The sequence below is a fragment of the Pseudorhizobium halotolerans genome (assembly GCF_902153235.2).
Lineage (GTDB): Bacteria > Pseudomonadota > Alphaproteobacteria > Rhizobiales > Rhizobiaceae > Neorhizobium > Neorhizobium flavum.
This window is the reverse complement of sequence record NZ_CABFWE030000001.1, coordinates 147,074-172,978: the sequence shown is the minus strand read 5'-3', so window position 1 is coordinate 172,978 and position 25,905 is coordinate 147,074. Positions and strand designations below refer to the sequence as shown.

Below are 25,905 nucleotides of genomic sequence, written 5' to 3'. Positions count from 1 at the left end.
CAGCAGAAGTTGAATCGATGCAGATCGAAAGCGATACCAAGGCCACACCGGAAGAAAAGCATCACCCGATGCTGAAGTTCGCGCTCGAGATCGGGCCACTGCTGGTCTTCTTCTTCGGCAATATCCGCGGTGAATGGCTGGCGGAAACCTTCCCGGCCTTGGGCGTCGTTGGCGGTCCGCTCCTGATTGCGACAGCGCTCTTCATGGTCGCGACGGTGATCTCGCTCATCGTCTCGAAGATCGTCTTCAAGCACCTGCCGGTCATGCCCTTCGTCTCCGGTGTCGTCGTCATGGTTTTCGGGACGCTGTCCATCTGGCTGCAGGACGAGACCTTCATCAAGATGAAGCCGACGATCGTGAACACGCTCTTCGGCGTGGTCCTGCTCGGAGGGCTGCTGTTCGGCAAGTCGCTTCTCGGCTACGTCTTCAACGCCGCCTTCAATCTCGACGAGATGGGCTGGCAGAAACTGACCTTCCGCTGGGGGATCTTCTTCCTGTTCCTCGCCGTGCTCAACGAAGTCGTCTGGCGCAACTTCTCCGACGACTTCTGGGTCAACTTCAAGGTCTGGGGCACCATGCCGATCACGCTCGCCTTCACCTTCGCGCAGCTGCCGCTGATCATGCGCCACACCATCCCCGACGCCATCGCGGAAGCCGATAAGTGAGCGTCACGGCCTCTCCATCGTCGTGGTCACCGTGGTCGCGGCGGTGGTTTCTGGCGGCCGTCACGCTCTTCGTGCTTCAGCTCGTGGTTCTCTACGCCATGGGCCGAATTCCGATCTGCGAGTGCGGCTACGTGAAGCTCTGGGAAGGCGGGGTGAACTCCAGCGGCAATTCCCAGCACCTGTCGGACTGGTACACGCCATCCCACATCATCCACGGCTTCCTGTTCTACGGCCTCGCCTGGCTGCTGTTTCGCCGGGCGCCCCTGACGGCACGGCTCTCCTTTGCTGTCCTCATCGAAGCAGCTTGGGAGGTCCTGGAAAACACGCCGATGGTGATCGACCGGTATCGGACCGCGACCATGGCCCTCGGCTATACCGGCGACAGCATCCTCAACTCGGCGATGGACACGATTTTCATGGCGCTCGGCTTCCTGGCCGCCGCCCGCCTGCCGGTCTGGCTGACGGTCGCGATCGCCATCGGCTTCGAACTCCTGACCGGCTGGATCATCCGCGACAACCTGACACTCAACGTGCTGATGCTGCTCTGGCCGGTCGACGCGATCAGGGAATGGCAGGCGGCGCTGGGCTGACCGATCAGGCGCCGGCGGCGGCCTTCTCGATCGCCGGCAGCAGTTCCTTGGTCAGCGTCCGCTCGTCGAACGGACCGACCTTCTTGTAGAGGATGGTGCCGTCCGGGCCGACGAGATAACTCTCCGGGATGCCGTAGACGCCCCAGTCGATCGCCGCCTTGCCGTTCGGGTCGACGCCGATCGCGTCATAGGGATTGCCGAGCTCACCGAGGAAGCGCAGCGCGTTGTCGTTGCGGTCCTTGTAGTTGATGCCGACCACCGTCAGCCGCTCGTCCTTCGCCAGTTCCTTGAGGAACGGATGCTCCTGGCGGCAGGGGACGCACCAGGAGGCGAAGACGTTGACTAGCGTCAGCTTGCCGTCGACGGCCGCATCCGTGAGCGGTGGCGTGTTCGACCCTTCGAGGGCAGGCAGGGCCAGTGAAGGCGCCTTCTGCCCGATCAGCGCGGAGGGGATGGCGGAAATGTCGCGGCCATTGACGTCCTGGTCGTAGAGCATCTTGCCCGCGACGAGGGCGAAGCCGCCGAAGACGGCCAGCGGTATGAGCGCCAGGAAATAGCGGCCGATGCCGCGCCGGCGGGTGGGGGCGTTGTCGATCTCGCTGGTCATGCGGCGCCATCCTTGACGGGTGCAGAGGAGCGCCGCCGGATGCCCGATGCCTCCAGTTCCGCAAGCTCCCGCTGTCGCGCCCGTCCATCGAGCCATATCCAGCCGAGCACGACCGCGATGATCAAGCCCGAGACGCCATAGGACACCGTGATGTAGAATCCGTGGCCCATCTCAGCTCTCCCGGCTCGCCATGCGCGCCGCCATGCGTCGCTGCGCCGTGACCCGGCGGCGCCAGATCTCATTTCGCATCGCCATGAGATGCAGCGTGAAGAAAAGGAAGGTAAAGGCGAACGCCATCACCAGCAGCGGGATCAGGAATTCCGGATCGATCGTCGGGCCATCGAGCCGCACGACGCTCGCCGGCTGGTGCAGCGTATTCCACCACTCAACCGAGAACTTGATGATCGGGATGTTCACGAAGCCGACGAGAATGAGCACGGCGCTGACCCGTGCGGCCTTCGACGGATCGTCCATCGCCCGGTTCAGCGCGATCAGGCCGAGATACATCAGGAACAGTACGAAGACCGAAGTCAGCCGCGCATCCCAGACCCACCAGGTCCCCCACATCGGCTTACCCCAGAGCGAACCGGTCGCGAGCGCGATGAGCGTGAAAGCGGCGCCGAGCGGTGCGGCGGCCTTGTGGCTGACATCGGCAAGCGGATGGCGCCAGACAAGGGTGCCGATCGCCGAAAGCGCCATCACCGTGTAGCACATCATCGACAGCCACGCCGCCGGGACATGCACGTACATGATGCGCACGGTCTCGCCCTGCTGGTAATCGCCCTCCGTCGTGAAGCTGAGGTAGAGGCCGACCGCGAAGAGGCCGGCGGTCAGACAGCCCAGCCACGGCAGGATCCGCCCCGACAAACTCAGGAAGCGGGTCGGGTTGGCGAGGTCGCTGAACTTGGTGATGGCGAGGCTTTCGGTCATGGGTTCTTTCTAGGCAGAAACGGCGCTTGCAGGCTTGATCCTAGTCAATCGCTCGCGTTGCGCAAAGCAAGCGATGCACCGAGCGGGCCGATAACTGCGAAAAACATCGTGATCGCCAATAATATCAGGAATGGCGGCATAAACGGGGCAGGGTCCTGGACCGCCGCATAGGATGCACTGACGCCGAAGATCAGCACCGGTATGGCGAGCGGCAGAACGAGGATCGATACCAGCAGGCCGCCCCGCGGCAGGCTTACCGCGACCGCGGCTCCCACGGCGCCGATAAAGGTGAGGGCAGGCGTGCCGACGAGCAAAGTCACGGCGACCGCGCCGATGGCGACCTCACTCATGTTCATGAACAGGCCGAGAAGCGGCGAGGCGATCACCAGCGGCAGGCTGTTGGCTAGCCAGTGGGCGAGGCACTTGACCAGCACGGTGAGCACCAGCGGGTGCTCCTGCATCAGGATCAGGTCGAGCGAGCCGTCGTCCCGCTCCGTCTGGAAGAGGCGGTCGAGGCCGAGCAGCGCCGCGAGGAGCGCGCCGATCCAGACAATGGCCGGGCCGACGCGGGAGAGCAGGTTGAGGTCGGGGCCAACCCCGAACGGAATGACCGCGACGACGGTCATGAAGAAGAGGACGCCGATCAGGGCGCCGCCGCCGGCACGCACGGACAGCTTCAGGTCGCGGAGCAGCAAAGACATCATGCTGCGAACTCCTCGGCTACACCGGCAAAGCCGGTCATCCGCAGTTCCTGCATCCCCTCGATACCGAGTGGCTGGTGGGTTGCGGCGAGAAGAATGCCGCCACGGCCCAGGTGCTGGCGGATGAGATCCGCAAAGGTCGCCTCCGCCCTGGTGTCGAGGGCGGCAGTCGGTTCATCGAGGATCCAGACCGGGCGATAGGAGACGAGAAGCTTGGCGAAGGCCATGCGGCGCTGCTGTCCTGCAGAGAGATAGCCGAAGGGAAGATGAGCAATGCCGCCGAGGCCTACCTGTTCGGCGGCCTGGGCGACCGGAACGCCCTCGCCGCCTGGAAGATCACCGCAGAAGTCCTTCCAGAAGGCGAGGTTCTCGTGCACCGACAGCTCCGCCTTCATTGCATTGCGATGACCCAGATAATGGCAGGCCTCGCTGGCGCGGACGGCATCCTCGCCCGAATGCCATGTCACCTTGCCCCGTTCCGCCCTGAGCAACCCTGCAACGACGCGCAGGAGGGTGGACTTTCCCGAACCGTTGCGCCCGGTGAGGATGAGGCCCTGACCCCTGCCGAGGCCGAAGGAGATATTGGAAAACAGCAGATCTTCGCCGCGTCGCGCGGCAAGCCCCTCGGCCGTCAGCCGCATGTCCGATGCCTTTGTTAGGATTTTGATCACCTGACGGAAAAATTTGCGCCATGACACTTTAGCAGTCTGGAACCCTTCTTAGAAATTATCTATAAGCTCCGCAACCACGCCAGCGGCCGGCGTGATTATCATCTTGCGCCGAACCTGAAGACCTCAATCTTCTCGTGCGGACAGCGGAAATGGTCGCACCCGCATCCTGATGTGCATAAGTGCATAGGCGTCCGCACGCGCGTGTTGGCTCTCATATCAGCGGGGTTATTGTCCGTGGCTAAATCTCTCGACAGCTTCAATTGTCGCTCCGTCCTTACCGTGGGCGGCAAGGACTATGTCTACTACAGCCTGCCCAAGGCGGAAGCGAACGGTCTACCCGGCGTTTCGAAGCTTCCCTTCTCGATGAAGGTGCTGCTCGAAAACCTGCTGCGCCACGAGGACGGACGGTCCGTGACCAAGGAGCACATCCTTGCCGTCGCCGAATGGCTCAACAACAAGGGAATGGTGGAGAGCGAGATTGCCTACCGTCCCGCTCGCGTGCTGATGCAGGACTTCACCGGCGTTCCGGCCGTCGTCGACCTAGCTGCGATGCGCGACGCCATGGTTTCGCTCGGCGGCGACCCGGAGAAGATCAACCCCCTGGTCCCGGTCGACCTCGTGATCGACCACTCCGTCATCGTCGACGAGTTCGGCACGCCGACCGCCTTTGCCCGCAACGTCGAGCTGGAATACCAGCGCAACGGCGAGCGCTACCGCTTCCTGAAATGGGGCCAGCAGGCGTTCAAGAACTTCCGCGTGGTCCCTCCGGGCACGGGCATCTGTCACCAGGTCAACCTCGAATATCTCGGCCAGACCGTCTGGACCAAGGATGAGGACGGCGAGACGATCGCCTATCCGGACACCTGCGTCGGCACCGACAGCCACACAACCATGATCAACGGCCTTGGCGTTCTCGGCTGGGGTGTTGGCGGCATCGAGGCGGAAGCCGCCATGCTTGGCCAGCCGGTCTCCATGCTCCTGCCGGAAGTCATCGGCTTCAAGCTCACCGGCAAGCTGAAGGAAGGCGTCACCGCGACTGACCTCGTGCTGACCGTGGTGCAGATGCTGCGCAAGAAGGGCGTTGTCTCGAAGTTCGTTGAATTCTTCGGCCCGGGCATGGACAACATGCCGCTCGCCGACCGCGCGACCATCGGCAACATGGGCCCGGAATACGGAGCCACCTGCGGCTTCTTCCCGGTCGACGGCGAAACCATCAACTACCTCACCATGTCCGGCCGTACCCGCGAGCGGATCGCGCTGGTGGAAGCCTATTCCAAGGCTCAGGGCATGTGGCGCGAAGGCGATGGCTCCGAGCTCGTCTTCACCGATACGCTTGAGCTGGACCTCGGCGACGTCGTGCCGTCCATGGCCGGCCCGAAGCGTCCGGAAGGCCGCATCGCGCTCGAGAACATCGCCTCCGGCTTCGCCTCTGCCCTCGAGGCAGACTACAAGAAGCCGGGCCAGCTTGACACGCGCTATGCGGTTGAGGGCACGGACTTCGATCTCGGTCACGGCGACGTCGCCATTGCCGCGATCACGTCCTGCACCAACACGTCCAACCCGAGCGTGCTCATTGCCGCAGGCCTGCTGGCCCGCAATGCCGTTGCCAAGGGCCTGAAGACCAAACCGTGGGTGAAGACTTCGCTGGCGCCTGGATCGCAGGTGGTCGGAGAGTACCTTGCAAAGTCAGGTCTGCAGACGGATCTGGACAAGCTCGGCTTCAACCTCGTCGGCTTCGGCTGCACGACCTGCATCGGCAACTCCGGCCCGCTGCCGGCGCCGATCTCCAAGACGATCAACGACAAGGGCCTGATCGTTTCGGGCGTTCTTTCCGGCAACCGCAACTTCGAGGGCCGCATTTCGCCGGATGTCCAGGCGAACTACCTGGCCTCGCCGCCGCTCGTCGTCGCCTATGCCTTGGCCGGCACGGTGCAGAAGGACCTGACGAAGGAGCCGATCGGTGAAGACCAGAACGGCAACCCTGTCTACCTGAAGGACATCTGGCCGACCTCGCACGAGATCCAGGAGTTCATCCTGAAGTACGTCACGCGCGAACTCTACGAGTCGAAGTATGCGGACGTGTTCAAGGGCGACGGGAACTGGCAGGCCGTTCAGGTGCCGCCGGGCCAGACCTACGCCTGGGACGACGACTCCACCTATGTCCAGAACCCGCCCTACTTCGTGGGCATGGGCAAGACGGGTACCGGCCTCAAGGACATCAAGGGCGCTCGTGTCCTCGGTCTCCTTGGCGACAAGATCACCACCGACCACATCTCTCCGGCCGGTTCGATCAAGGCGGCCTCGCCGGCAGGCTCCTATCTCATGGATCACGGGGTCGGTGTTGCCGACTTCAACCAGTACGGCACGCGCCGCGGTAACCATGAGGTCATGATGCGTGGTACCTTTGCCAACATCCGCCTTCGCAACCACATGCTCGGCCCGAACGGCAAGGAAGGTGGCTACACAATCCACTATCCGTCGAAGGAAGAGATGTCGATCTACGACGCGGCCATGAAGTACAAGGAAGAAGGTGTCCCGCTCGTCATCTTCGCCGGCGTCGAATACGGCAACGGTTCGTCCCGTGACTGGGCCGCGAAGGGTACCAATCTTCTCGGGGTCAAGGCTGTGATTGCGCAGTCGTTCGAGCGTATCCACCGCTCGAACCTGGTCGGCATGGGCGTCGTTCCCTTCGTCCTCGAGGAAGGCACCAGCTGGGCCAGCCTCAACCTCAAGGGCGACGAGACGGTGACGATCGAGGGGCTGGAAGGTCCGATCAAGCCGCGCGAATGGAAGACGGCGAAGATCACCTACGGTGACGGTTCGGTGAAGGAAGTGAACATCCTCTGCCGCATCGATACCCTCGATGAGGTCACCTACATGAACAATGGCGGCATCCTGCAGACCGTTCTCCGCGATCTGGCAGCCTGACAGTCAACCTGCACCCGCCGGACCTATCCGGCGGGTGTTCCTGCGGCCTAAGGCCGTGTTCAGCGGAGCCTATCCTTGAGCCCAGCCATCCTCGCAGGCATGGCGCTGACGGTCTTCCTGACATCGCTGCTTTCCGGCGTGTTCGGCATGGCCGGCGGGCTGATCCTTCTCTGGGTCCTGCTTTTCCTGATGCCGGTCGCCACTGCGATCGCCGTGCACGGCGTCATCCAGATGGTCGCCAACGGGTCCCGCGCCTGGTTCTCGCGGCATTATATCGATTACCGGATTCTGACGATCCTGTGTCTCGGCCTCCTGATCGCGGCGGCTGTGCTGACGGTGGTGAACTACACGCCGAACCTCATCGTCGTATCCATCGTTTTAGGGTTGATGCCGGTTCTCGTCTGGCTGCCGGTCCAGCGCCTTCAGCTGGACGCCTCCCGCCCGTCTCACGCCCTGGCCTGCGGCTTCATCGCCGGTGCCCTTGCCATGGGGGTCGGTGTTTCCGGACCGACGATCGACATCTTTTTCATCCGCACCATGATGGATCGCCGCAAGGTCATTGCCACCAAGGCAGCGATGCAGCTCGTCTCGCATGCGACGAAGGTGGTCTTCTACTGGCAGGCTGCTGCCGCACTGCCTGCATCAGACTGGCTCGCGATCCTTCTGGCCGCACCGATCGCCATCTTGGGGACGCGGACCGGCAACATCATCCTGCAGCGGATGACAGACCTGTCCTTCCGAAGCTGGACCCGCTGGATCGTTACCGGTGTCGGAGGGGTCTACCTGCTGCAGGGTCTCCAGCAGTTGATGTAACGGTTGCGCGGGTGCTGACGCGGAAGCTCCTCACCCCATCGTGACTTCCTGTTGAGCCGTCTGCCCGTTTACTTTGGCCCGAGTTCTTCCGTTAGCCTCTTGATCCCCGCGGTCAGCCGTGGCTAACAAATGTCAGTTCAAGAGGTTTGCGTTGATGCTGCCCATCGTCCGCAGAGCGATATTCCTTGCCGGTGTCCTGGCTGCCGCCACAGCCTCGGCAGAAGAGGGCAAGACGCCAAAAGGCGTGGTTGAGTTGTTCACGTCGCAGGGATGCTCATCCTGCCCGCCCGCAGACGCCGTGTTGAAGAAACTCGTGCATCAAGGCGACGTCGTCGCCCTCTCCTATCACGTGGATTACTGGAACTATCTCGGCTGGACCGATACGCTCAGCTCCAAGGCCAATACGGAACGGCAATACGGGTATGCCGAATCGCTCGGCCGAACCGGCGTCTACACGCCCCAGGCGGTCATCAATGGCCGGGATCACGTAAAGGGAACGGAACTCAGCGCGATCAACGCCACCGTCGACAGGCTCAAGGCCGAAGGCCAGGGCCTGACGGTGCCGGTTGTCGCCCGCATGCGGGGCAAGGAGATCGAGATCGAGATCGGCGAAGGCCAGGGTGAGGCGGAAGTGGTCGTCGCGTATTTCACAAAGCGCCAGGATGTCGAGGTCTCGAAGGGCGAGAATGCCGGCAAGACCATGGAATACTGGCACAGCGTCTACGACGTGCAGTCGGTCGGGATGTGGCAGGGAAAGCCGCTCAAGCTGTCGCTTCCGGGCAAGTTCATGGGCAAGTGGAAGAAGGATGGGTGCGCAATCCTGCTGCAACGCTCAGGCTCCGGCGGGGAGCCAGCTTCCATCCTCGGGGCGACGATCCTGATGGCCGGGCGCAAGCGCTACTAGGAGCGCTGCTTGGGAGGCGATCCGACCCGGAGACATTGGGGGGCTGGGGGTAAGGGTCAATGAAACCGGGCCGGATCTATTGGGGCTGAAAAAGCCAACCAACGCTGGGACTTTTGTCCGGGAATCCGGCAGTGTTTTGTTCGAAATGCGGCAAGATTAAAAACCCGCTGCTGTTCGTCAAAAGATGCGCAGCGGATTGCTTTTTGCCCCCGCTGAGGCAAACTGTCATGCGACTGACATCATTCATGGAGTCGTGATGACGGATCAGCCGGATTTGCGGGGCCTCCGCAGCCAAGAAGACGACGTCGTCGTAAGCCTGACGGAATACCGCCAGAGCCGAGAACCGGTCCCCATCACCTTCCACCGGCGAGAATTGGACGCCATCCTGCGGATCTACGGACGCATGGTCGGCGAGGGCGAGTGGAAGGACTATGCCATCGACCACTTGAAGGACCGTGCGGTCTTCTCGATCTTCAAGCGTTCCGGCGAAATGCCGCTCTACCGGATCGAGAAGAACCCGAAGCTGGCGGCCAAGCAGGGTCAGTACTCTGTCATCAGCACGCACGGGATGATCCTCAAGCGGGGACACGAGCTGCCGCAGGTGCTGCGGGTATTCGACAAGGTGCTGAAGCTGATCGACTAGCCTGGATAGAGCGTGCCGGGATAGGCAAGAGCGTCCGGATCCGTCATGGCGCCATCCCCGAGCGATATTTGCATGAGTACCGTGTCGAGCCACCGGCCATGCTTGAAGCCGGTTGCCTCCAGCCTGCCGGTGGTCCTGAAGCCGAGGGTTTGGTGGACGGCAATGGATGCGGGGCTCGCGCCGCCGATTACCGCCACCATTTGCCGGAAACCCAGGCTCGTGCAGCGCGTCAGCAGTTCGGACAGCAGTGCCTTGCCGATCCCGCGGCCACGGGCTTCGGGGGCAAGGTAGATGGAGTCCTCGACGAGCCAGCGATAGGCAGGTCGGGTCCGGAAGGCGGATGCATAGGCATAGCCGAGGAGATTGCCCTGCGGATCTTCGGCGGCGATGTAGGGATAGCCTTTGCCGCAGATTGCGGCGAAGCGGGCTTCCATTTCAACCGTGTCGGGTGGGTCGAGCTCGTAGCTCGCGGTCCCGTTCAGGACGCAGTCCTCATATATGGCCGTGATTGCCGGGAGATCGGAAGGTGAAGCGTCGCGCAGGATGAAGGTCATGGGGTGATGCCGAGGAGGAGTCTGAGCGAACCTATTGCCGCAGCGCACGCGGGGCAACAGAAAAGGCGGCCCGGAGGCCGCCTTTTCGTCTGCCGTTTCCGATGCGGTTACTCGTTGCGATTGCCGAGGAACTGCAGGAGGAACATGAACAGGTTGATGAAGTCGAGGTAAAGGGTGAGGGCACCCATGATTGCCTTGCGGCCGGCAACCACAGCCTCGTCGCCATCCCAGTACATTTCCTTGATCTTCTGGGTGTCATAGGCGGTCAGGCCGGCGAAGACCAGCACGCCGATCACCGAGATGGCGAAGCCCATCGCGGACGACTGCAGGAAGATGTTGACGATCGACGCGATGATCAGACCGAACAGGCCCATGATCAGGAAGGTGCCGAAGCCCGACAGGTCCTTTTTTGTCGTGTAGCCGTAGAGCGACAGCGCGCCGAAGGAGGCGGCGGTCACGAAGAACGTCTGGACGATGCTCTCACCGGTAAAGACCAGGAAGATCGAGGACAACGAGAGACCCATCATTGCCGCATAGATCCAGAAGGTCATCTGGGCTGCAGCGACGCTCATCGAATTTATGCGGAAGCTCAGGAAGAACACCATGCCGAGCGGGGCCAGCATGATCACCCACTTCAGCGGGCTGGCGTAGAGCATCTGCCCGAAGCCGGTCAGCTGGCCATCGGCAACCGCCATCTGCCATGTCAGGAAAGCCGCAACGCCGGTGATCGCCAGGCCCAGCGCCATCAGGTTGTAGACCTTGAGCATATAGGCGCGGAGACCTTCGTCGATCATCGCCCCCGCTTGCGCGTGGCCCTGCACCATACGGTTCTGGTAGTTTTTGAAGTCAGCCATAGTTTCCTCATTCAAGCTCCGTGTTTAGTCACGGTGTCGGGACCAACAATCCCAGGCGCCGCTGCGGAGCTCAGCATGCCTACGCCGAATATGATGGCAGATCGCCTGTTCTACAAGTGGTTGGGACGGCGAAATACGAGGAATCCGCCGTGCAGAAGGCGCTGACACGCCTCCGCTGACGCGGATGTGATCAGGCCATGCTCCGGAAGCCGGCGACTAAAGTTCCCGCAACACCGGACCCGCCTTCTGCCCCAGCACTCTCCAGGTCCCGATCAGGCCGATCCCCACCGTGAGGACGAGGGCCCCGATGAGCGTCACCAGGGCCACGTCCGGAAGGAAGATCGACGGCAGGTTCATGATGCGGCTGACTACGAACCAGGAAGCCGTGCCGCCGGCGACGAGTGCGAAAACGGCCGTCGCCGCTCCGAGGATCATGTATTCGTAGCTGAAGGCCCGTATCAGCAGGGCTCGGGTTCCGCCGAGCGTCTTCAGGATGACGGCGTCATGGGTCCGCGCGCGGTTGCCTGCGGCCAGGGCGCCTGCGAGAACCAGCACGGATGCGACGAGGGCGACGGCAGCTGCGGCCCGGATGGCCGTCGCCAACTGACCGACGAGCTGGTCGACAATGTCGATCGCGTCCTTCACCCGGACACTGGTGATCGTCGGATAGGCGCTCGTCACATCCCGCAGGATGGCGGCCTCTTCGGCGGCCGTGGCATCGGGGTCCGTCAGCGTTGCCAGCCAGGCATGCGGAGCACCGCGGAAGGTATTGGGCGAGAATACCATCACGAAGTTGATCGACAGCGATTCCCATTCCACCTGCCGAAAGTTGGCGATGCGCGCCGTGATGTTGCGGCCAAGGACGTTGACGGTGACGGTATCGCCGATCGCAAGGCCAAGTTCCCCGGCTTCCTCCGCCGAGAAGGAGACCAGCGGTTCTCCGTCATAGTCCCTTGGCCACCAGGCGCCTTCGGTCAGCGTGGAATTGGTGGGAAGGATCTCTTCATAGGTAATCCCGCGATCGCCCCTGAGGACCCATCTGCCTCCAGGCGGAACGTTCATCTGGGCGACGTCCTGGTCGTTGAAGGCGATGATGCGGCCGCGCAGCATCGGCACCTGGTTGATCGTGCCCTCCGGCGCGTGCTTCTGCAGGATGTCGAGGAAGCCCTCGCGTTCGGCGCTCTGGATGTCGACGAAGAAGAAGTTCGGCGCCTGCTCGGCCATTCTGCCCGTCAACTGCCGGCGCAGATTGCCGTCGATCAAAGCGAGGGTTACGAGCAGCGCGAGCCCGAGGCCGAGGGACAGCACGACGGATGACGTGAGCGCGCCCGGGCGGTGAATATTGCCGATCGCCAGTCGAAGGGCCGGTGAATTGACGCGCGGACTGCGGCGGGCAAGGGCTGAAATCAGCAGGGCGACGAGCCGAAGCAGGATGAATGCGCCAGCCACAGCGGCGAGGAAGACACTGGCGATGAAACGCTCCTCGGCGGTCGCAATCGCCAGGAAAGCGAGCGCCGCCAGCGCGGCTGCTGCGGCGAGCACGTATGGCCAGGATGGAAACCTTGCCTGGTCGAAGCTCTGTTCACGGAAGAGTGCTGTCGCGGGCACCTCGCGGGCGTGCCCCAGGGGAAGCACCGAGAAGGCGAAGGTGATGAGGAGCCCGAAGAGAGCCGCCATCGCGAGCGCACCCGGATAAAAAACGATCTCCTCCGGTACGGGAAGCACGCCTTCCAGGAACCGCATCGCAATGAACGGTGCGACGGCGCCAATCGCAAGGCCAATCGCGATGCCGATTGCAGCCAGCATCAGGATCTGGATGAGGTAGACGGCTGCGATGATGGCCGCGGGCGCGCCGAGGCATTTGAATGTGGCGATTGTGGTCCGCTTCGCGTCGAGAAAGGCACGCACCGCGTTGGCGACACCGACACCACCGACGATCAGCGCCGTCAGCCCGACGAGCGTCAGAAACTGCGAGAAACGCTCGACATTTTCCGTAAGCGAAGGTGCCGCGCGATCGGCAGTACGGATGGACCATCCGGCGTTCGGGAACTCCGCAGTGGCGCGGGCGGGAAGCGCACCGCGCATGGATGGCTCATCAAGGCGGATCTTGTAGGCGTGTTCAACCAGGCTGCCCGTCTGGACGAGGCCGGATGCCATCAATGCCTCGCGGCTCACCAGCAGGCGCGGCGCAAAGCCGAAGCCGTCGGAAATGGCATCAGGCTCGCTGGCAACCGTCGCAGCGAGGCGCAAGCGGGCATTCCCGAGCAGAAGTTCGTCTCCCACACGGAGTCCGAGCCGGTCGAGTAGGAGCGGCGCGGCCACTGCCCCGAATACCTCGCCATCCTGCTGGAGCAGTTCGCCGAGCGGGCGGTTGGGCTCCGCCACGAACTCGCCGTAGAGAGGATAAGCGCTGTCAACGGCCTTCACTTCCACCAGCCCCTGCTCGGAGCCATCCGGGACACGCGCCATCGAGCGCAGGCCGGTTGAAACCGACAGTTCGCCAAGGCGTTGCAGGAAGGCAAGTTCCTCGGGGGCCGCCTCGCGATTGTCGAGTTCGAAGCGGATATCTCCGGCGAGGATATCCTGTCCCTGCGTTGCTATGGCCCCGGTGATGGCTCGCGAGACCGAGTTGACGGCGGCGATTGCGCCGGTGCCGAGGGCGATGCAGGCAAGGAAGATGTAGAAGCCCGAAAGCCCTCCGCGCATTTCGCGAAGAGCCAGCCTCCATGCGGTCCCCAGCCTTTGACCAAACCGGGTCATGCGCGGACCGCTTCCGGTGCTGCATCGACCGCCGTATCCCCGACGATTTCGCCGGAGCGGACACGGATCTGCCGGGTGCAGCGGGCGGCAAGGGCATTGTCGTGGGTGACGAGCAGCATGGTCATGCCGCGTTCGGCCTGCTTGGCGAAGAGGAGATCGGCGATCTGACGTCCCGTTTCGGTATCGAGATTGCCGGTCGGCTCGTCGGCGATCAGGACCAGGGGCGATGGCGCGAGAGCCCGTGCGATCGCCACGCGCTGCTGCTCGCCGCCGGAAAGCTGGCCGGGATAGTGGCTGAGGCGCTCTCCGAGCCCGACCGCGGCCAGTTCCCGCCGGGCGATGTCGAACGGGTTGCGCACGTTGGCGAGTTCCAGGGGCACAGCGACGTTTTCCAGCGCGGTCATGTTGGCGATCAGATGGAAGGACTGGAAGACGATGCCGATGTTGCGGCCGCGAAAATCGGCGAGCGCATCCTCAGAGAGAGCGTGCAGGGGCTCACCGGCAATATGTATCTCGCCCTTGTCGAGGCGCTCGAGGCCAGCCAATACCATCAGCAAGGTCGACTTGCCCGATCCCGAAGGACCAACGATGCCGACGGCTTCGCCCCGGCGAACCTGCAGATCGATCTGCTTCAACACATGGACGGATGCCGCGGCGCTTCCGAGTGTAAGATCCGCCTGGCTCAGCTCGATGATGGTTTCAGTCAAAACAAAGCTTCCTATATTGACTTTCAGCAAAACCGAAGCCGCGCCACGGCAGCGCGAATTTAGGAACCGGGCCTTGAGATTTAAAGCAATCCTCTTTCACTTCCTCGTCATGTCGTTCATGGCTGCCTGGCCGGCGGCTGCGCAACAGCCCATACAGCTGGTCGGTTTCGGCGACAGCCTGATGGCGGGCTACCAGCTCGCACCGAGCGAGTCCTATACGGCGCAACTCGAGACCGCCCTGCAAGCCAAAGGGCATGATGTCGTCGTTACCAATGCCGGCGTTTCCGGAGACACGACATCGGGTGGCCTCTCTCGGGTCGACTGGTCCGTACCGGATGGCACCGATGGCGTCATCCTGGAGCTTGGCGCCAACGACGCGCTGCGGGGGATTTCCCCGGACGAGACCGAAAAGAACCTGGATGCCATCATATCCCGCCTGAAGGAGCGGAACATCCCGGTGCTGCTCGCCGGAATGATGGCGCCGCCGAACATGGGCAGCGCGTATTCTGAGCGCTACAACGAGATCTACCCGCGCCTGGCGGAAAAGCACGACGTGCCGCTCTATCCCTTTTTCCTCGACGGAGTGGTCGCGGTTGCGGGGACGCAGCTGGAGGATGGGATGCACCCGAACGCGAAAGGCGTCGGGATCATGGTGGAGCGCTCCTTGCCTGCCGTTGAAGCCTTTCTAGGGGACATCCGCACGTCGGGGAAATAACAGCTTGCCAGGAACCGGCACCCATGATTCGCTGTTAACAGACGCAAGAGATTCGAGGAGGTTCGCAATGCCGAGACTTTTCACCGCCCTCGAAGTCCCGCGCAACATTGCCATGAGCCTGTCGCTCCTTCGCGGCGGTCTGCCCGGCGCACGCTGGATCGACGTCGAAAACTATCACATCACCCTGCGCTTCATTGGCGACGTGGACGGACGCACGGCCGACGAGATTGTCGACCGGCTGGACCGCATCGACCGGCCCGAGTTCCAGATCAGCCTGAACGGCATAGGCTCCTTTGGATCGAAGAAGCCCCATTCCATCTGGGCCGGCGTTTCGCCTTCCCAAGAAATGGCGGCGCTCCAGTCGGAGATCGAGCGGATCTGCCAGCGCATCGGTCTGCCACCGGATCCGCGCAAGTTCATGCCGCACGTGACGCTGGCACGACTGAAGGCCTGCAGGCTCGATGATGTCGTCACCTATCTCTCCGGGCGGGGCGACTTCCACACGCTGCCGTTCAAGGTGTCCAGGTTCGTTCTGATGTCGTCCAAGGACTCGATCGGCGGCGGACCTTACGTGACCGAAGAGGCTTTCGAGCTCCGGGACTTCGGAAGCGGCACGAACCGGTCGTCGGTGGAGCCGATCAAGAGCTTCGTGTGAGCCGGGAGCGTCTGTCCGATGTCTCTGGACAAGCTCTCTTCCGAGGCCATCGAACAGGACCTCAGTGGACTTCCGGGCTGGACGCTGCGTGAGGATGGCGCCGCTATCTCGCGAAGCTTCAGGTTCCGGAACTTCAGCCAGGCCTTCGGCTTCATGGCAGAATGTGCGCTGGTTGCGGAGCGGATGAACCATCATCCGGAATGGTTCAACGTCTATTCCCGGGTCGACGTGACTTTGAATACCCACGATGCCGGCGGGGTGACGGAAAAGGACGTCAAGCTCGCGCGAGCGATGAACCGGGCTGCAAGCCGCGGCGATTGACGTCCATCGGACCACGCCCCACATGAGGGAGCAGATTTCGCACGGGTTAGAGTTTATGGACGACGTGAAGATTGGTGAAATCCTCCTGCCGGGTGACGAGGAAACGCAGGACCGGCGCGAGAAGCAGGTGCGGGCCAAGTTCTGGCCGAAGCTGAAGCGCGTAGCTGCGAGCATCCCGTTCAGCCGCGATCTGGTTGCCGCCTATTACTGCGCCATGGATCCAAGGACGCCGACCCGCGTTCGGGGGATCCTGTTCGCGGCGTTGGCCTATTTCATCCTTCCCCTGGACTTCCTGCCGGACGTCTTTGCCGTGGTAGGGTTCACGGACGACATGGCGGTAATCGCCGCTGCACTCAGGATGATCCAGGGCCATATCGCCGACCGTCACTACGATGCTGCTGACAAGGCTCTGGCGCAGGACCCGGACGCCAGGACAAACCCGACCTAGCTTTAATGAGGTCGAGCGAGCTGATGAAGCGCCGGCCCAGACAAATTCTTGCCCAATTCTCCCGGTCAGTGGCGAATGGCGCGGTCGTCGTAAAGCTCCCGTTCATCCGCGAACAGGTAGACTGCACTTCATCGGACGCTGTTGACGGTTTGGTAACCGCAATTAAGTCAAATCGAACTGAATCGTGATGATGCCTGACCAGGCTTGCCTTATCGGCCCCCAGTAGAGAAGCGGCAGGAGACCATGTCTGTTAAAACCGTAGCAACTGCAGTGACTTTGATGCTGGCCGCCGCCGGCATCGCATCTGCCCAATCCCCCACCCGCATCCAGCAGTTCAAGGCATGGGGCGCCTATTCATACAAGGCCTCCGGCGGCACGGTCTGCTACGTTCTTTCCGTGCCGACGGCCAAGGAACCTGCTAATGTCGATCACGGAGACATCTTCTTCATCGTCTCGCAGCGCCCGGGCCAGAACATCTCCTACGAGCCGCAGGCGATGATGGGCTATCCGCTGCAGTCGAATTCCAAGGTTAACGTCACCATCGACGGCAAGACCTTCGTGATGTTCACCAAGGACAAGGCAGCCTGGGTCGAGAATGCGGCAGAGGAGCCCGCCCTGGTCGCGGCCATGAAGGGCGGTTCGAACATGACCGTCAAGGCGACCTCCGGCCGAGGCACCAGCACGTCCTATTCCTATTCGCTCTCCGGCATTTCGGCGGCGCTGAAGCAGATCGAATCCTGCAAGTAGCACCCTTGCCATAACGGCATTCGAGTAAAGGCCGGTCGCAGGACCGGCCTTTACTGCGTCTTGAAGAATGGTGACGCAGCCACGATTTGATGCTATGTGCCGCCGCAAATGTATCCGTAGGCCACAGATGCCGCGCGGCAATCTCAAGCACAACATGCCCGATGACCACTCCGCCGCGGCGGGCGCATGCGTTTGAACAGGACCCGTTAATGTCAGTCTCCGAAGCCGTTCTCGACCCCGCGGTGAAAGCGCCGCTTGTCGTTCGCCCCGAACTTGCGGGTACGAAGCCCTCGCTCATCGGGCTCACGCGCGAGCAGATGGCGGACGCCCTCAAGGAGAAGGGTGTTCCGGACAAGCAGGTGCGCATGCGCGTCAGCCAGCTCTGGCACTGGCTTTATATCCGCGGCGTCTCGGACTTCGACGCAATGACCAACGTCGCCAAGGACATGCGGCAGATGCTGAAGGAGCACTTCACCATCGCTCGTCCGGAGGTTGTCGAGGAGCAGGTCTCCAATGACGGTACGCGCAAATGGCTGCTGCGCTTTCCGCCGCGCGGTGCCGGTCGCCCGGTCGAGGTGGAGACGGTCTACATCCCTGAGGAAGGCCGCGGCACGCTCTGCATCTCCAGCCAGGTGGGCTGTTCGCTGACCTGTTCCTTTTGCCACACGGGCACGCAGCGCCTGGTGCGCAACCTGACGGCGGAAGAGATCCTGGCGCAGCTGCTGCTGGCGCGCGACAGGCTCGGCGACTTCCCCGATCGCGACGTGCCGCAGGGGGCGATGATCCCGTCGAGCGATCGCAAGATCACCAATATCGTGATGATGGGCATGGGCGAGCCGCTCTACAATTTCGAGGCGGTGAAGACGGCCCTTCTCATTGCATCCGATGGCGATGGGCTTTCGCTCTCCAAGCGACGCATTACTCTCTCGACCTCCGGCGTGGTTCCGGAAATCTACCGCACCGGCGAGGAGATCGGCGTCATGCTGGCGATCTCCCTGCATGCGGTGCGCGACGAGCTGCGTGACATGCTGGTGCCGATCAACAAGAAGTATCCGCTGAAGGAACTGATCGAAGCCTGCCGCGCCTATCCCGGCCTGTCGAATGCCCGCCGCATCACCTTCGAATATGTGATGCTGAAGGACGTCAACGACAGCCTGGAGGACGCCAAGGAACTGGTGAAGCTCCTGAAGGGCGTTCCGGCAAAGATCAACCTGATCCCGTTTAACCCCTGGCCAGGCACCAACTACCAGTGCTCCGACTGGGCGACGATTGAGAAGTTCGCCGACTTCATCAACCAGGCGGGCTATGCTTCGCCGATCCGCACGCCGCGCGGGCGCGACATCCTGGCTGCCTGCGGACAGTTGAAGTCGGAATCGGAGCGCATGCGCAAGACCGAGCGCCTCGCTTTCGAGGCCATGATGATCGCGGGGCACGGCGAGGATGACTGATCCGCAGCTCTCGTTATCACCACCCGGTTGATTTCGGTTCTATGGCTCCATAAGAGACGTGACAGAAAGAAGCGATCTCTGGAGGAGAACATGCGCAATCTCATTCTCGCCCTCGCCGCTGCGACGGCTCTGGTCATGCCTGCGAAGGCTCAGGACGTTACTGTTGCCGTGACCGCGATCGTCGAGCATCCCGCCCTTGATGCCGCCCGTGACGGCATCAAGGAGGCACTTTCCGAGGCCGGCTACAAGGAAGGCGAGAACCTGACCTTCCTCTACGAGTCGGCTCAGGGTAACCCCGGCACGGCCGCGCAGATCGCCCGCCAGTTCGTCGGCGAGGAGCCGACGGTCATCGTACCGATCTCGACGCCTTCCGCGCAGGCCGTGGTTTCGGCAACCCGCGACATCGCCATCGTCTTCACGGCTGTTTCCGATCCGCTCGGGGCACAATTGGTCAAGAACATGGACAAGCCCGGCGGGAACGTGACCGGTATCTCCGACATGTCACCCGTGGCTGACCATATCGCCCTGATCAAGGAGATCACCCCGGACGCGAAGTCGGTGGGCTTCGTGTACAATACCGCGGAAGCCAACTCCGTCTCGACCCTTGCGGCTCTCAAGGAAGAAGCTGCCAAGGCAGGCCTCGAGGTGATCGAGTCCGTCGCGACGAAGTCTGCCGAGGTGCAGGGCGCAACCCGCGCTCTCGTCGGGCGGGCAGATGTCCTCTACATCCCGACCGATAACACTATTGTTTCCGCATTCGAGGCAGCCGTCGGGGTCGCCGAGGAAGCAAAGCTGCCGCTCTTTGCCGGTGACACGGACTCGGTTCCGCGCGGCGCCTTGGCAGCACTCGGCTTCAACTACTTCGACGTCGGCAAGCAGACGGGCGAAGTGGTGGTCCGCGTCCTGAAGGGCGAGGCTCCCGGCGACATTCCGGTAAAGGTTGCCGCCGGTACGGACCTCGTGATCAACAAGAAGGCCGCCGAGAAGATGGGCGTCACCTTCTCCGACGCCGTCCTGTCGCGCGCAACCCGCGTCGTCGAGTAAGCTACGGCATATCGGGGGGTGTCGACCGTCGAACGTCGACACCCCCGACACATCAATCCGCCGCCGTGCGGCGGATAAAGCAGGAGAGCACCAGGGTGCTGAGTCAGATCGCCTTTTGGGGCGCAGTGGAACTGGGGCTGGTCTTTGCCTTCGTTGCCATCGGTGTGTTTCTTACCTTCCGGGTGCTCGATTTCCCCGACCTGACGGTGGACGGCTCATTCCCGCTGGGCGCAGCGGTAGCCGCGGTTCTCATCACGACCGGGTTCAACCCCTGGTTTGCGGCAGCGATTGCCATGGTTGCCGGCGCGCTGGCTGGCCTTGTGACCGCCTTCCTCAACGTGCGCTTCCGCATTCTCAATCTGCTTGCCTCCATCCTGACAATGATCGCGCTCTTCTCGGTCAACCTGCGGGTGATGGGCAAGCCGAACGTCGCCCTCATCAATGCCGACACCATGCTCAGCCCCTTCTTCGGCCTCGGCCTGCGAGAAGTCTACGTGCGGCCGCTGTTCGTCGGCGTGCTGGTGGTGATCGCGGTGATCCTCGTCTGGCGCTTCCTGGAGAGTGATGCGGGGTTGGCCATGCGGGCGACCGGCGCCAATGCCCGGATGGCGCGCGCACAGGGCGTCGATACGCGCAGGCAGGTCTATCTCGGCCTGGCGCTGTCGAATGCGCTCGTGGCGCTCGGCGGCGCGCTGTTTGCCCAGACCAATGGATTTGCCGACGTCACGTCCGGTGTCGGAACGATCGTCGTCGGTCTGGCGGCGGTGATCATCGGCGAGACGCTGTTCGGCGCCCGGGGCATCCTGCTTGCGCTCATCGGCTGCATCGTCGGCTCGATCCTCTATCGCATCGCCATCCAGCTTGCGCTGTCGACGGATGCGCTGGGGCTGAAGGCCTCCGACCTCAATCTGGTGACTGCCGTCCTGGTGGCAGTGGCGCTCATCCTGCCGCACCTGCGTCGCGGAGGAGCCAGATCGTGATCGATCTCAAAAACATCCATGTCACCTTCGGCAAGGGAACCCCTCTCCAGAAAGAAGCGCTGAAAGGGGTGAGCCTGACGATCCAGCAGGGCTCCTTCGTCACGGTCATCGGCTCGAACGGTGCAGGCAAGTCGACGCTGCTCGGCGTGCTGGCGGGCGACGTGCTGCCAAACGAGGGCAAGGTCACGGTCGGCACGACCGACGTGACGCGGAAGCCGACGGCTGCACGGGCCGGTCTCGTTGCCCGGGTCTTCCAGGATCCGCTGACCGGCAGTTGCGGCGCCTTGTCGATCGAGGAGAATCTTGCTCTTGCCGCACGGCGAGGCGAACGGCGAGGACTGAAGGCGGCTCTCGGACCAAACCGGCGCGCGCATTTTCGCGATCGCGTCGCCGAGCTCAACCTTGGCCTGGAAAACCGGATGAAGGACCGGATGGACCTTCTGTCGGGCGGGCAGCGGCAGGCCGTCTCGCTGGTAATGGCAACCCTGGCCGGATCGGAAGTCCTGCTTCTCGACGAACATACCGCAGCGCTGGACCCCGGCATGGCGGAATTCATCATGAAACTCACCCAGCGGGTCGTGTCCGAGCGCAAGCTGACGACCTTGATGGTGACTCATTCCATGCGCCAGGCGCTGGACTTCGGTCACCGTACGATCATGCTGCATGGCGGAGAGATTGTCCTCGACGTCAGCGGCGACAGCCGCAAGGACCTGCAGGTCGAGGATTTGATCGCCATGTTCCGCAAGATGCGCGGCGAGACACTGGACGACGACGCGCTGCTGATCGGCTGAGGCTCAGCGTGCCTGCGTCATGAAGATCTTGAACGCGAAGACGGAGAAGACGCCGGCAAAGGTGTAGTCGATGCCGCGCAGAACCTTCGGGTTCGCCTGCAGCCAGCCGGCCAGCTTGTCCGCCAGCAGGATGACGATCACATTGACCGGCGAGCCGACGAGGATGAAGAAGACGCCGAGGAAGATCAGCTTCTGCGTAACATCCGGATCGCTGGCGGTGACGAACTGCGGCAGGAAGGTCATGAAGAAGATGATGACCTTTGGATTGAGCAGATTGACCCAGAGCCCGGTGGAGACGTTGGCAAGGACGGATCCTTTTACGCCTTCGACCTTCTCGACCGACAGGTTCGAGCCTGAGCGCAGGGCCTGGATCGCCAGCCAGAGCAGATAGCCGGCTCCGCCTGTCTTCAGGATGAAGAAGGCCGTGGGAGATGCCGTGATCAGCGCCGAAATGCCGAAGGCAACGAGCAGCGTATGGATCAGGATGCCGGTCGACGTGCCGACGACCACGAAGAGCGCCGGCCCGCGGCCCTGCGCCAGCGCGCGGCTGATCGACAGCGTCATGTCAGGGCCCGGCGTCACCGCCAGCAGGAGGCTGGCCGCTGTGAAGGCAAGTAACGTCGGCAGGCTCGGCAGGAAATCCATGGGTAACTCGGCAAGCGGAGTATGAACAGTGCTTCCTTACTCCCGTTTCCCGCCGCTGCCAATCATTCCCGCTGCGCAATGAATGCCTTCGACGCCTCCGCAAAATCCGGATGCCAGCGCGACAACGGCGGTCGGTTCTCGATGATGTCACCGGCTGCCCAGAGGATGCGCCGCTCATCCGTCCTGCGGTCCACATCGTTGTCGGGGCAGAGGATGTAGAAATCGCCGCGGCCAAGGCTCTCCAGCATGTATTCGACTGTCTGATTGGGCGTCCACGCGCCTTCAGGCTTCTCCGTACGGCCGTTGGCGGTCAGTGGAGTGAAGACGAAGCCGGGGATCAGCAGGTGAGCGCTGACACGGCAGTTCTCCGTGTTGCGCAGCTCGTGCTGCAGCGCTTCGGTGAATGCCTTCACGCCCGCCTTCGAGACGTTGTAGGCCGGATCGCCCGGTGGCGTGGTAATGCCCTGCTTGGAGCCGGTATTGATGATCAGCGCCGGCTCGCCGTGACCGATCATGCCGGGCCCGAAGATGCGGCTGCCGTTGACGACACCCATCAGGTTGACCGCAAGCACCCTGTCCCAGTTGGCCTGCGGGCCGAACAGCGAACTTCCGGGCTGGATGCCCGCATTGTTCATGAGGATGTGCACGCGACCGTACTTCTGGATGACGGCGCGCTCCAGGGACTCCAGTTCGGCGGGCTGTGAGACGTCGGTGCCGATGGCGGTCACGTCAGCCTCGCCACCTTCCGCCAGGGCTGCGACTTCGCGGCAGGCACTGGCGAGCGTGTCCCCCTCCAGATCTGCGAGCACGACGCACAGCCCGAGTTCGGCGAAGCGCTTGGCGGTCGCAAGGCCGATGCCGGAGGCAGCTCCGGTGACAACGGCAACATTGCCCTTTTTTATGGCGGGATGAATGTCGGCCATGGCTTGCTCCTTCGAAATGTCATGCAGGCGGCTAATCTGGGGCCATACACTACGCGGTCAACATGTCGGACCCGTCACATCTTGCACCAGAAGGCAAACTCGCTAAAAGTGCCGGCCATCCAGCGCCCCCGGGCGCACGCGCTCATCCTAAGTGGACCAGGACATCATGGCACTCCCCAAAGACGTGAAGAAAGTCGTTCTCGCCTATTCCGGCGGACTTGATACCTCCATCATCCTCAAGTGGCTGCAGACCGAACTCGGCGCCGAAGTCGTCACCTTCACCGCCGACCTTGGCCAAGGCGAGGAGCTCGAGCCCGCACGCAAGAAGGCAGAGATGCTGGGGATCAAGGAGATCTTCATCGAGGACGTGCGCGAAGAATTCGTCCGCGACTTCGTCTTCCCGATGTTCCGTGCCAATGCAGTCTATGAAGGCGTCTACCTGCTCGGCACCTCGATCGCCCGTCCGCTGATTTCCAAGCACCTCATCGAGATTGCCAGGAAGACCGGTGCCGACGCGATCGCCCACGGTGCGACCGGCAAGGGCAACGACCAGGTTCGGTTCGAGCTTTCGGCCTATGCGCTGAACCCCGATATCAAGATCATCGCGCCCTGGCGCGACTGGGCGTTCAAGAGCCGGACGGATCTGCTCGATTTCGCCGAGAAGAACCAGATCCCGGTCGCCAAGGACAAGAAGGGAGAAGCACCCTTCTCCGTCGACGCGAACCTGCTGCACTCCTCGTCCGAGGGTAAGGTGCTGGAGGATCCAAGCCAGGAAGCGCCCGAATACGTGCACATGCGCACGATCTCGCCGGAAGCCGCACCGGACAAGGCGACGACCATCAAGATCGGCTTCGAGCGCGGCGATGCCGTTTCGATCAACGGCGAACGCCTGTCCCCCGCGACGCTGCTCGCGAAACTCAACGACTATGGCCGCGACAACGGTATCGGTCGCCTCGACCTGGTCGAGAACCGATTTGTAGGCATGAAGAGCCGTGGCGTCTACGAAACTCCCGGCGGCACCATCCTGCTCGCCGCGCACCGGGCAATCGAATCGATCACGCTTGACCGAGGTGCTGCCCACCTCAAGGACGAGCTGATGCCGCGCTATGCGGAGCTGATCTATTACGGCTTCTGGTTCTCGCCGGAGCGCGAGATGCTGCAGGCAGCCATCGACAAGAGCCAGGAGCATGTCGAGGGCGAAGTGACGCTGAAGCTCTACAAGGGCAATGTCATGGTCATCGGCCGCGAGTCCCCCAAGTCGCTCTACTCCGACAAGCTGGTCACCTTCGAGGACGACCAGGGCGCCTATGACCAGAAGGACGCGGCAGGCTTCATCAAGCTGAATGCGCTTCGCCTGCGCACGCTCGCAAAGCGCAACCTCGAGGGCTAAGATCTCAGACCGCCGCTTGCTGAAGCCGCTCCCGCTGACGCGAGGGCGGTTTCTTCACGTCCGCCGGTCGAGCGCCAGGTATGCGAGATAGCTGCCGACGGCCATGAACTCCATGAACGGGATGACCGTACCAAAGGCAAGCAGAGGCGCGCCAATCATGGCCGCAGCCAGGCCGCCGAGGAATCCGCAGCTCATCTGAATGAAGCCCATCATTGCCGAGGCGGAGCCTGCAATATGCGGGAAGGGCGCCATGCCGACGGTGATGATATGCGGGCTGACGAAGGCGATGCCGAAGGTGCAGATGCCGACCGGGACCATTATGGACAGGAAGCTCGGCGGGAGCAGCGCGACAGAGAGGGTCATGACAATTCCGCCCATGGCCGAGAAGCAGAGTCCGATGACGACGGCGCGATGGCCCGAGATGCGGTGCGACCCCTTGCGCAGCGCAATCGAGCCGGCGAGGTAGGAGCCCGTCTGCACCAGCATGCCGAGCCCGAACTCTGTCGGCGTCAGGCCGACATCACCGATCAGCACGAAGGGCAGCATGGTGGATTGCGCATAGAGTGCACCGATGGAGCCGCCGATGACGAGGGAGGCGAGCGTGAAACGAGGGTTCGAAAGTACCTCGGCGTAGCCTTTGAACAGCCGCGCGGGGCGGAGTCGCGTGCGATCGGGGATCGTGGTTTCGCGCAGGAACAGAACGACGCTGCCGATCGAGATCACCCCGAAGCCGAGCATCAGCAGGAAGACCGATTTCCAGCCGAAGGCGGCGAGCGACAGGCCGCCCAGCGTCGGGCCGAGCGCCGGAGCCACCGTCAGCATGATGGCGATGAGGTTCATGATGCTCGCCGCTTCCTTGCCGACGAACTGGTCGCGCACTACTGCCCGGGCCACCGTAATGCCGACAGAGGCGCCGATGCCCTGGATCAGGCGACCTGCAAGGATCAGGTCGATGCTTGGCGCCATGGCGGCAAGTACTGACCCGGCCAGATAGATCAGCAGGAAACTGATGGTCGACGCCTTGCGGCCGAATGCATCGGATGCCGGGCCTGCCAGCAGTTGGGCCACCGCAAAACCCGCGAAATAGAGCGAGAGCGACATCTTGATCGCGCCTTCCGTGGTGGAGAAAGCGTCGACCAGTTCCGGCATGGCCGGGGTGTAGATCGCCATCGAAACCGGTCCAAGGGCTGTCAGCAGGGCACCGAGCAATGCAGTCCGGCGCGGCGTCATGGTGGAGGCGGGTTGGGGATTGTCGGCTTTCATCGCGGGCCAGTTTCGGCAAGACAGGTTGCTGCCGGTGGGTGATGTGGTCCAGGGTCCGCCGCATGGGCGGCATCCGGGGAAGGGGGCAGAGATACTCCCTTTCCCCCTTCAGGCAAGAGCAGGGGCAAATTAGTTAGCGTGAGAATTGCGCTTGGCAGCTTGCATGGATCGTCTAGCTTCCCAGATAGATCGGTGACGGCCTTATCGC

28 protein-coding genes are annotated in these 25,905 nt (G+C 62.7%); 16 read left to right on the top strand and 12 right to left on the bottom strand.

What is annotated here, in order from left to right; genetic code table 11:
- Nucleotides 1-17: 17 nt before the first annotated feature.
- Both FN060_RS00865 and FN060_RS00860 read left to right on the top strand, forming a co-directional pair.
- Nucleotides 18-665, top strand: coding sequence for a septation protein A (locus FN060_RS00865; RefSeq protein WP_077549303.1), 648 nt, complete (start codon nucleotides 18-20; stop codon nucleotides 663-665).
- Nucleotides 662-1,255 (top strand): DUF2585 domain-containing protein, encoded by a 594-nt coding sequence (locus FN060_RS00860; protein WP_142586466.1) that lies wholly within the window; start codon nucleotides 662-664, stop codon nucleotides 1,253-1,255. The genes FN060_RS00865 and FN060_RS00860 overlap by 4 nt, the downstream gene beginning before the upstream one ends.
- A 4-nt stretch (nucleotides 1,256-1,259) precedes the next feature.
- Here the strand turns inward: FN060_RS00860 and FN060_RS00855 are convergent, their stop codons facing one another.
- The 5 genes from FN060_RS00855 to ccmA are packed head-to-tail and all read right to left on the bottom strand — an operon-like array spanning nucleotide 1,260 to nucleotide 4,134.
- Nucleotides 1,260-1,862, bottom strand: a complete 603-nt coding sequence (locus FN060_RS00855) for a DsbE family thiol:disulfide interchange protein (protein ID WP_142586465.1) — start codon at nucleotides 1,860-1,862, stop codon at nucleotides 1,260-1,262.
- Nucleotides 1,859-2,032 carry a heme exporter protein CcmD gene (ccmD, locus tag FN060_RS00850; RefSeq protein WP_142586464.1) on the bottom strand — a complete coding sequence of 58 codons (174 nt, stop codon included), beginning with the start codon at nucleotides 2,030-2,032 and terminating at the stop codon, nucleotides 1,859-1,861. Before ccmD ends, FN060_RS00855 begins: the two co-directional genes overlap by 4 nt.
- A 1-nt stretch (nucleotide 2,033) precedes the next feature.
- Nucleotides 2,034-2,792 (bottom strand): heme ABC transporter permease, encoded by a 759-nt coding sequence (locus tag FN060_RS00845; RefSeq protein ID WP_142586463.1) that lies wholly within the window; start codon nucleotides 2,790-2,792, stop codon nucleotides 2,034-2,036.
- Between the two features lie 44 nt (nucleotides 2,793-2,836).
- Nucleotides 2,837-3,496 (bottom strand): heme exporter protein CcmB, encoded by a 660-nt coding sequence (ccmB, locus tag FN060_RS00840; RefSeq protein ID WP_142586462.1) that lies wholly within the window; start codon nucleotides 3,494-3,496, stop codon nucleotides 2,837-2,839.
- Nucleotides 3,493-4,134 carry a heme ABC exporter ATP-binding protein CcmA gene (gene ccmA / locus FN060_RS00835; RefSeq protein ID WP_142586461.1) on the bottom strand — a complete coding sequence of 214 codons (642 nt, stop codon included), beginning with the start codon at nucleotides 4,132-4,134 and terminating at the stop codon, nucleotides 3,493-3,495. Before ccmA ends, ccmB begins: the two co-directional genes overlap by 4 nt.
- Nucleotides 4,135-4,398: 264 nt before the next feature.
- Between ccmA and acnA the strand changes: the two genes are divergently transcribed.
- From acnA to FN060_RS00815, 4 genes are all read left to right on the top strand, one after another.
- Complete coding sequence (gene acnA / locus FN060_RS00830; protein ID WP_142586460.1) at nucleotides 4,399-7,092, top strand: aconitate hydratase AcnA; 2,694 nt, start codon at nucleotides 4,399-4,401, stop codon at nucleotides 7,090-7,092.
- 75 nt (nucleotides 7,093-7,167) lie between these two features.
- On the top strand, nucleotides 7,168-7,905 hold the full coding sequence (locus FN060_RS00825) for a sulfite exporter TauE/SafE family protein (protein WP_210310672.1): 738 nt from the start codon (nucleotides 7,168-7,170) through the stop codon (nucleotides 7,903-7,905).
- 154 nt (nucleotides 7,906-8,059) lie between these two features.
- On the top strand, nucleotides 8,060-8,809 hold the full coding sequence (locus FN060_RS00820) for a DUF1223 domain-containing protein (RefSeq protein WP_142586459.1): 750 nt from the start codon (nucleotides 8,060-8,062) through the stop codon (nucleotides 8,807-8,809).
- Between the two features lie 256 nt (nucleotides 8,810-9,065).
- Nucleotides 9,066-9,452 (top strand): DUF2794 domain-containing protein, encoded by a 387-nt coding sequence (locus tag FN060_RS00815; RefSeq protein ID WP_142586458.1) that lies wholly within the window; start codon nucleotides 9,066-9,068, stop codon nucleotides 9,450-9,452.
- On the opposite strand, the gene FN060_RS00810 is transcribed toward FN060_RS00815, so the two are convergent.
- The 4 genes from FN060_RS00810 to FN060_RS00795 all read right to left on the bottom strand — a co-directional run bounded on the left by FN060_RS00810 (nucleotide 9,449) and on the right by FN060_RS00795 (nucleotide 14,327).
- Nucleotides 9,449-10,006, bottom strand: coding sequence for a GNAT family N-acetyltransferase (locus FN060_RS00810; RefSeq protein WP_142586457.1), 558 nt, complete (start codon nucleotides 10,004-10,006; stop codon nucleotides 9,449-9,451). The genes FN060_RS00815 and FN060_RS00810 overlap by 4 nt on opposite strands.
- A 107-nt stretch (nucleotides 10,007-10,113) precedes the next feature.
- Complete coding sequence (locus tag FN060_RS00805) at nucleotides 10,114-10,860, bottom strand: Bax inhibitor-1/YccA family protein (protein ID WP_142586456.1); 747 nt, start codon at nucleotides 10,858-10,860, stop codon at nucleotides 10,114-10,116.
- Between the two features lie 216 nt (nucleotides 10,861-11,076).
- On the bottom strand, nucleotides 11,077-13,620 hold the full coding sequence (locus FN060_RS00800; protein ID WP_142586455.1) for an ABC transporter permease: 2,544 nt from the start codon (nucleotides 13,618-13,620) through the stop codon (nucleotides 11,077-11,079).
- On the bottom strand, nucleotides 13,617-14,327 hold the full coding sequence (locus FN060_RS00795) for an ABC transporter ATP-binding protein (protein ID WP_142586454.1): 711 nt from the start codon (nucleotides 14,325-14,327) through the stop codon (nucleotides 13,617-13,619). The genes FN060_RS00800 and FN060_RS00795 overlap by 4 nt, the downstream gene beginning before the upstream one ends.
- Before the next feature lie 73 nt (nucleotides 14,328-14,400).
- Here FN060_RS00795 and FN060_RS00790 point away from each other — a divergent pair, with 73 nt between their 5' ends.
- The 9 genes from FN060_RS00790 to FN060_RS00750 all read left to right on the top strand — a co-directional run bounded on the left by FN060_RS00790 (nucleotide 14,401) and on the right by FN060_RS00750 (nucleotide 21,476).
- Nucleotides 14,401-15,042: an arylesterase gene (locus FN060_RS00790; RefSeq protein ID WP_142586453.1), complete on the top strand. Its 642-nt coding sequence runs from the start codon at nucleotides 14,401-14,403 to the stop codon at nucleotides 15,040-15,042.
- 67 nt (nucleotides 15,043-15,109) lie between these two features.
- Nucleotides 15,110-15,697: an RNA 2',3'-cyclic phosphodiesterase gene (thpR, locus tag FN060_RS00785; RefSeq protein ID WP_142586452.1), complete on the top strand. Its 588-nt coding sequence runs from the start codon at nucleotides 15,110-15,112 to the stop codon at nucleotides 15,695-15,697.
- An 18-nt stretch (nucleotides 15,698-15,715) separates the two neighbouring features.
- Nucleotides 15,716-16,018 carry a 4a-hydroxytetrahydrobiopterin dehydratase gene (locus tag FN060_RS00780; RefSeq protein WP_142586451.1) on the top strand — a complete coding sequence of 101 codons (303 nt, stop codon included), beginning with the start codon at nucleotides 15,716-15,718 and terminating at the stop codon, nucleotides 16,016-16,018.
- Between the two features lie 55 nt (nucleotides 16,019-16,073).
- On the top strand, nucleotides 16,074-16,466 hold the full coding sequence (locus FN060_RS00775; protein ID WP_142586450.1) for a YkvA family protein: 393 nt from the start codon (nucleotides 16,074-16,076) through the stop codon (nucleotides 16,464-16,466).
- Nucleotides 16,467-16,709: 243 nt separating this feature from the next.
- Nucleotides 16,710-17,213: an invasion associated locus B family protein gene (locus FN060_RS00770; RefSeq protein ID WP_052640410.1), complete on the top strand. Its 504-nt coding sequence runs from the start codon at nucleotides 16,710-16,712 to the stop codon at nucleotides 17,211-17,213.
- Nucleotides 17,214-17,422: 209 nt separating this feature from the next.
- Nucleotides 17,423-18,661, top strand: a complete 1,239-nt coding sequence (gene rlmN / locus FN060_RS00765; protein WP_142586449.1) for a dual-specificity RNA methyltransferase RlmN — start codon at nucleotides 17,423-17,425, stop codon at nucleotides 18,659-18,661.
- Between the two features lie 90 nt (nucleotides 18,662-18,751).
- Entirely contained in the window at nucleotides 18,752-19,705 is a 954-nt protein-coding gene (locus FN060_RS00760; RefSeq protein WP_077549322.1) for an ABC transporter substrate-binding protein, read from the top strand.
- A 98-nt stretch (nucleotides 19,706-19,803) separates the two neighbouring features.
- Complete coding sequence (locus tag FN060_RS00755; RefSeq protein WP_077549425.1) at nucleotides 19,804-20,685, top strand: ABC transporter permease; 882 nt, start codon at nucleotides 19,804-19,806, stop codon at nucleotides 20,683-20,685.
- Nucleotides 20,682-21,476 carry an ABC transporter ATP-binding protein gene (locus FN060_RS00750; protein WP_142586448.1) on the top strand — a complete coding sequence of 265 codons (795 nt, stop codon included), beginning with the start codon at nucleotides 20,682-20,684 and terminating at the stop codon, nucleotides 21,474-21,476. Before FN060_RS00755 ends, FN060_RS00750 begins: the two co-directional genes overlap by 4 nt.
- 3 nt (nucleotides 21,477-21,479) lie before the next feature.
- On the opposite strand, the gene FN060_RS00745 is transcribed toward FN060_RS00750, so the two are convergent.
- Together FN060_RS00745 and FN060_RS00740 are read right to left on the bottom strand one after the other, a co-directional pair.
- On the bottom strand, nucleotides 21,480-22,121 hold the full coding sequence (locus FN060_RS00745; protein WP_052640401.1) for a LysE family translocator: 642 nt from the start codon (nucleotides 22,119-22,121) through the stop codon (nucleotides 21,480-21,482).
- Between the two features lie 62 nt (nucleotides 22,122-22,183).
- The gene (locus FN060_RS00740; RefSeq protein ID WP_077549325.1) at nucleotides 22,184-23,044 is read right to left on the bottom strand and encodes an SDR family NAD(P)-dependent oxidoreductase; all 861 of its coding nucleotides are present in this window, start codon (nucleotides 23,042-23,044) and stop codon (nucleotides 22,184-22,186) included.
- A gap of 166 nt (nucleotides 23,045-23,210) precedes the next feature.
- Here FN060_RS00740 and FN060_RS00735 point away from each other — a divergent pair, with 166 nt between their 5' ends.
- Nucleotides 23,211-24,434, top strand: a complete 1,224-nt coding sequence (locus FN060_RS00735; RefSeq protein ID WP_142586447.1) for an argininosuccinate synthase — start codon at nucleotides 23,211-23,213, stop codon at nucleotides 24,432-24,434.
- Nucleotides 24,435-24,488: 54 nt separating this feature from the next.
- Here FN060_RS00735 and FN060_RS00730 read toward each other — a convergent pair whose 3' ends face one another.
- Nucleotides 24,489-25,664 (bottom strand): multidrug effflux MFS transporter, encoded by a 1,176-nt coding sequence (locus FN060_RS00730; protein WP_142586748.1) that lies wholly within the window; start codon nucleotides 25,662-25,664, stop codon nucleotides 24,489-24,491.
- Nucleotides 25,665-25,905 lie beyond the last annotated feature (241 nt).

What these genes read in the sequence shown, in the direction of transcription:
- FN060_RS00845 (WP_142586463.1), bottom strand. Translation starts at nt 2,792, where the DNA reads ATGACCGAAAGCCTCGCCATCACCAAGTTCAGCGACCTCGCCAACCCG.
- FN060_RS00780 (WP_142586451.1), top strand. Translation starts at nt 15,716, where the DNA reads ATGTCTCTGGACAAGCTCTCTTCCGAGGCCATCGAACAGGACCTCAGT.
- FN060_RS00760 (WP_077549322.1), top strand. Translation starts at nt 18,752, where the DNA reads ATGCGCAATCTCATTCTCGCCCTCGCCGCTGCGACGGCTCTGGTCATG.
- ccmA (WP_142586461.1), bottom strand. Translation starts at nt 4,134, where the DNA reads ATGCGGCTGACGGCCGAGGGGCTTGCCGCGCGACGCGGCGAAGATCTG.
- FN060_RS00730 (WP_142586748.1), bottom strand. Translation starts at nt 25,664, where the DNA reads ATGACGCCGCGCCGGACTGCATTGCTCGGTGCCCTGCTGACAGCCCTT.
- rlmN (WP_142586449.1), top strand. Translation starts at nt 17,423, where the DNA reads ATGTCAGTCTCCGAAGCCGTTCTCGACCCCGCGGTGAAAGCGCCGCTT.
- FN060_RS00800 (WP_142586455.1), bottom strand. Translation starts at nt 13,620, where the DNA reads ATGACCCGGTTTGGTCAAAGGCTGGGGACCGCATGGAGGCTGGCTCTT.
- FN060_RS00810 (WP_142586457.1), bottom strand. Translation starts at nt 10,006, where the DNA reads ATGACCTTCATCCTGCGCGACGCTTCACCTTCCGATCTCCCGGCAATC.
- thpR (WP_142586452.1), top strand. Translation starts at nt 15,110, where the DNA reads ATGCCGAGACTTTTCACCGCCCTCGAAGTCCCGCGCAACATTGCCATG.
- FN060_RS00865 (WP_077549303.1), top strand. Translation starts at nt 18, where the DNA reads ATGCAGATCGAAAGCGATACCAAGGCCACACCGGAAGAAAAGCATCAC.
- FN060_RS00775 (WP_142586450.1), top strand. Translation starts at nt 16,074, where the DNA reads ATGGACGACGTGAAGATTGGTGAAATCCTCCTGCCGGGTGACGAGGAA.
- FN060_RS00735 (WP_142586447.1), top strand. Translation starts at nt 23,211, where the DNA reads ATGGCACTCCCCAAAGACGTGAAGAAAGTCGTTCTCGCCTATTCCGGC.
- FN060_RS00815 (WP_142586458.1), top strand. Translation starts at nt 9,066, where the DNA reads ATGACGGATCAGCCGGATTTGCGGGGCCTCCGCAGCCAAGAAGACGAC.
- ccmB (WP_142586462.1), bottom strand. Translation starts at nt 3,496, where the DNA reads ATGATGTCTTTGCTGCTCCGCGACCTGAAGCTGTCCGTGCGTGCCGGC.
- FN060_RS00805 (WP_142586456.1), bottom strand. Translation starts at nt 10,860, where the DNA reads ATGGCTGACTTCAAAAACTACCAGAACCGTATGGTGCAGGGCCACGCG.
- FN060_RS00770 (WP_052640410.1), top strand. Translation starts at nt 16,710, where the DNA reads ATGTCTGTTAAAACCGTAGCAACTGCAGTGACTTTGATGCTGGCCGCC.
- FN060_RS00855 (WP_142586465.1), bottom strand. Translation starts at nt 1,862, where the DNA reads ATGACCAGCGAGATCGACAACGCCCCCACCCGCCGGCGCGGCATCGGC.
- FN060_RS00820 (WP_142586459.1), top strand. Translation starts at nt 8,060, where the DNA reads ATGCTGCCCATCGTCCGCAGAGCGATATTCCTTGCCGGTGTCCTGGCT.
- ccmD (WP_142586464.1), bottom strand. Translation starts at nt 2,032, where the DNA reads ATGGGCCACGGATTCTACATCACGGTGTCCTATGGCGTCTCGGGCTTG.
- FN060_RS00740 (WP_077549325.1), bottom strand. Translation starts at nt 23,044, where the DNA reads ATGGCCGACATTCATCCCGCCATAAAAAAGGGCAATGTTGCCGTTGTC.
- FN060_RS00745 (WP_052640401.1), bottom strand. Translation starts at nt 22,121, where the DNA reads ATGGATTTCCTGCCGAGCCTGCCGACGTTACTTGCCTTCACAGCGGCC.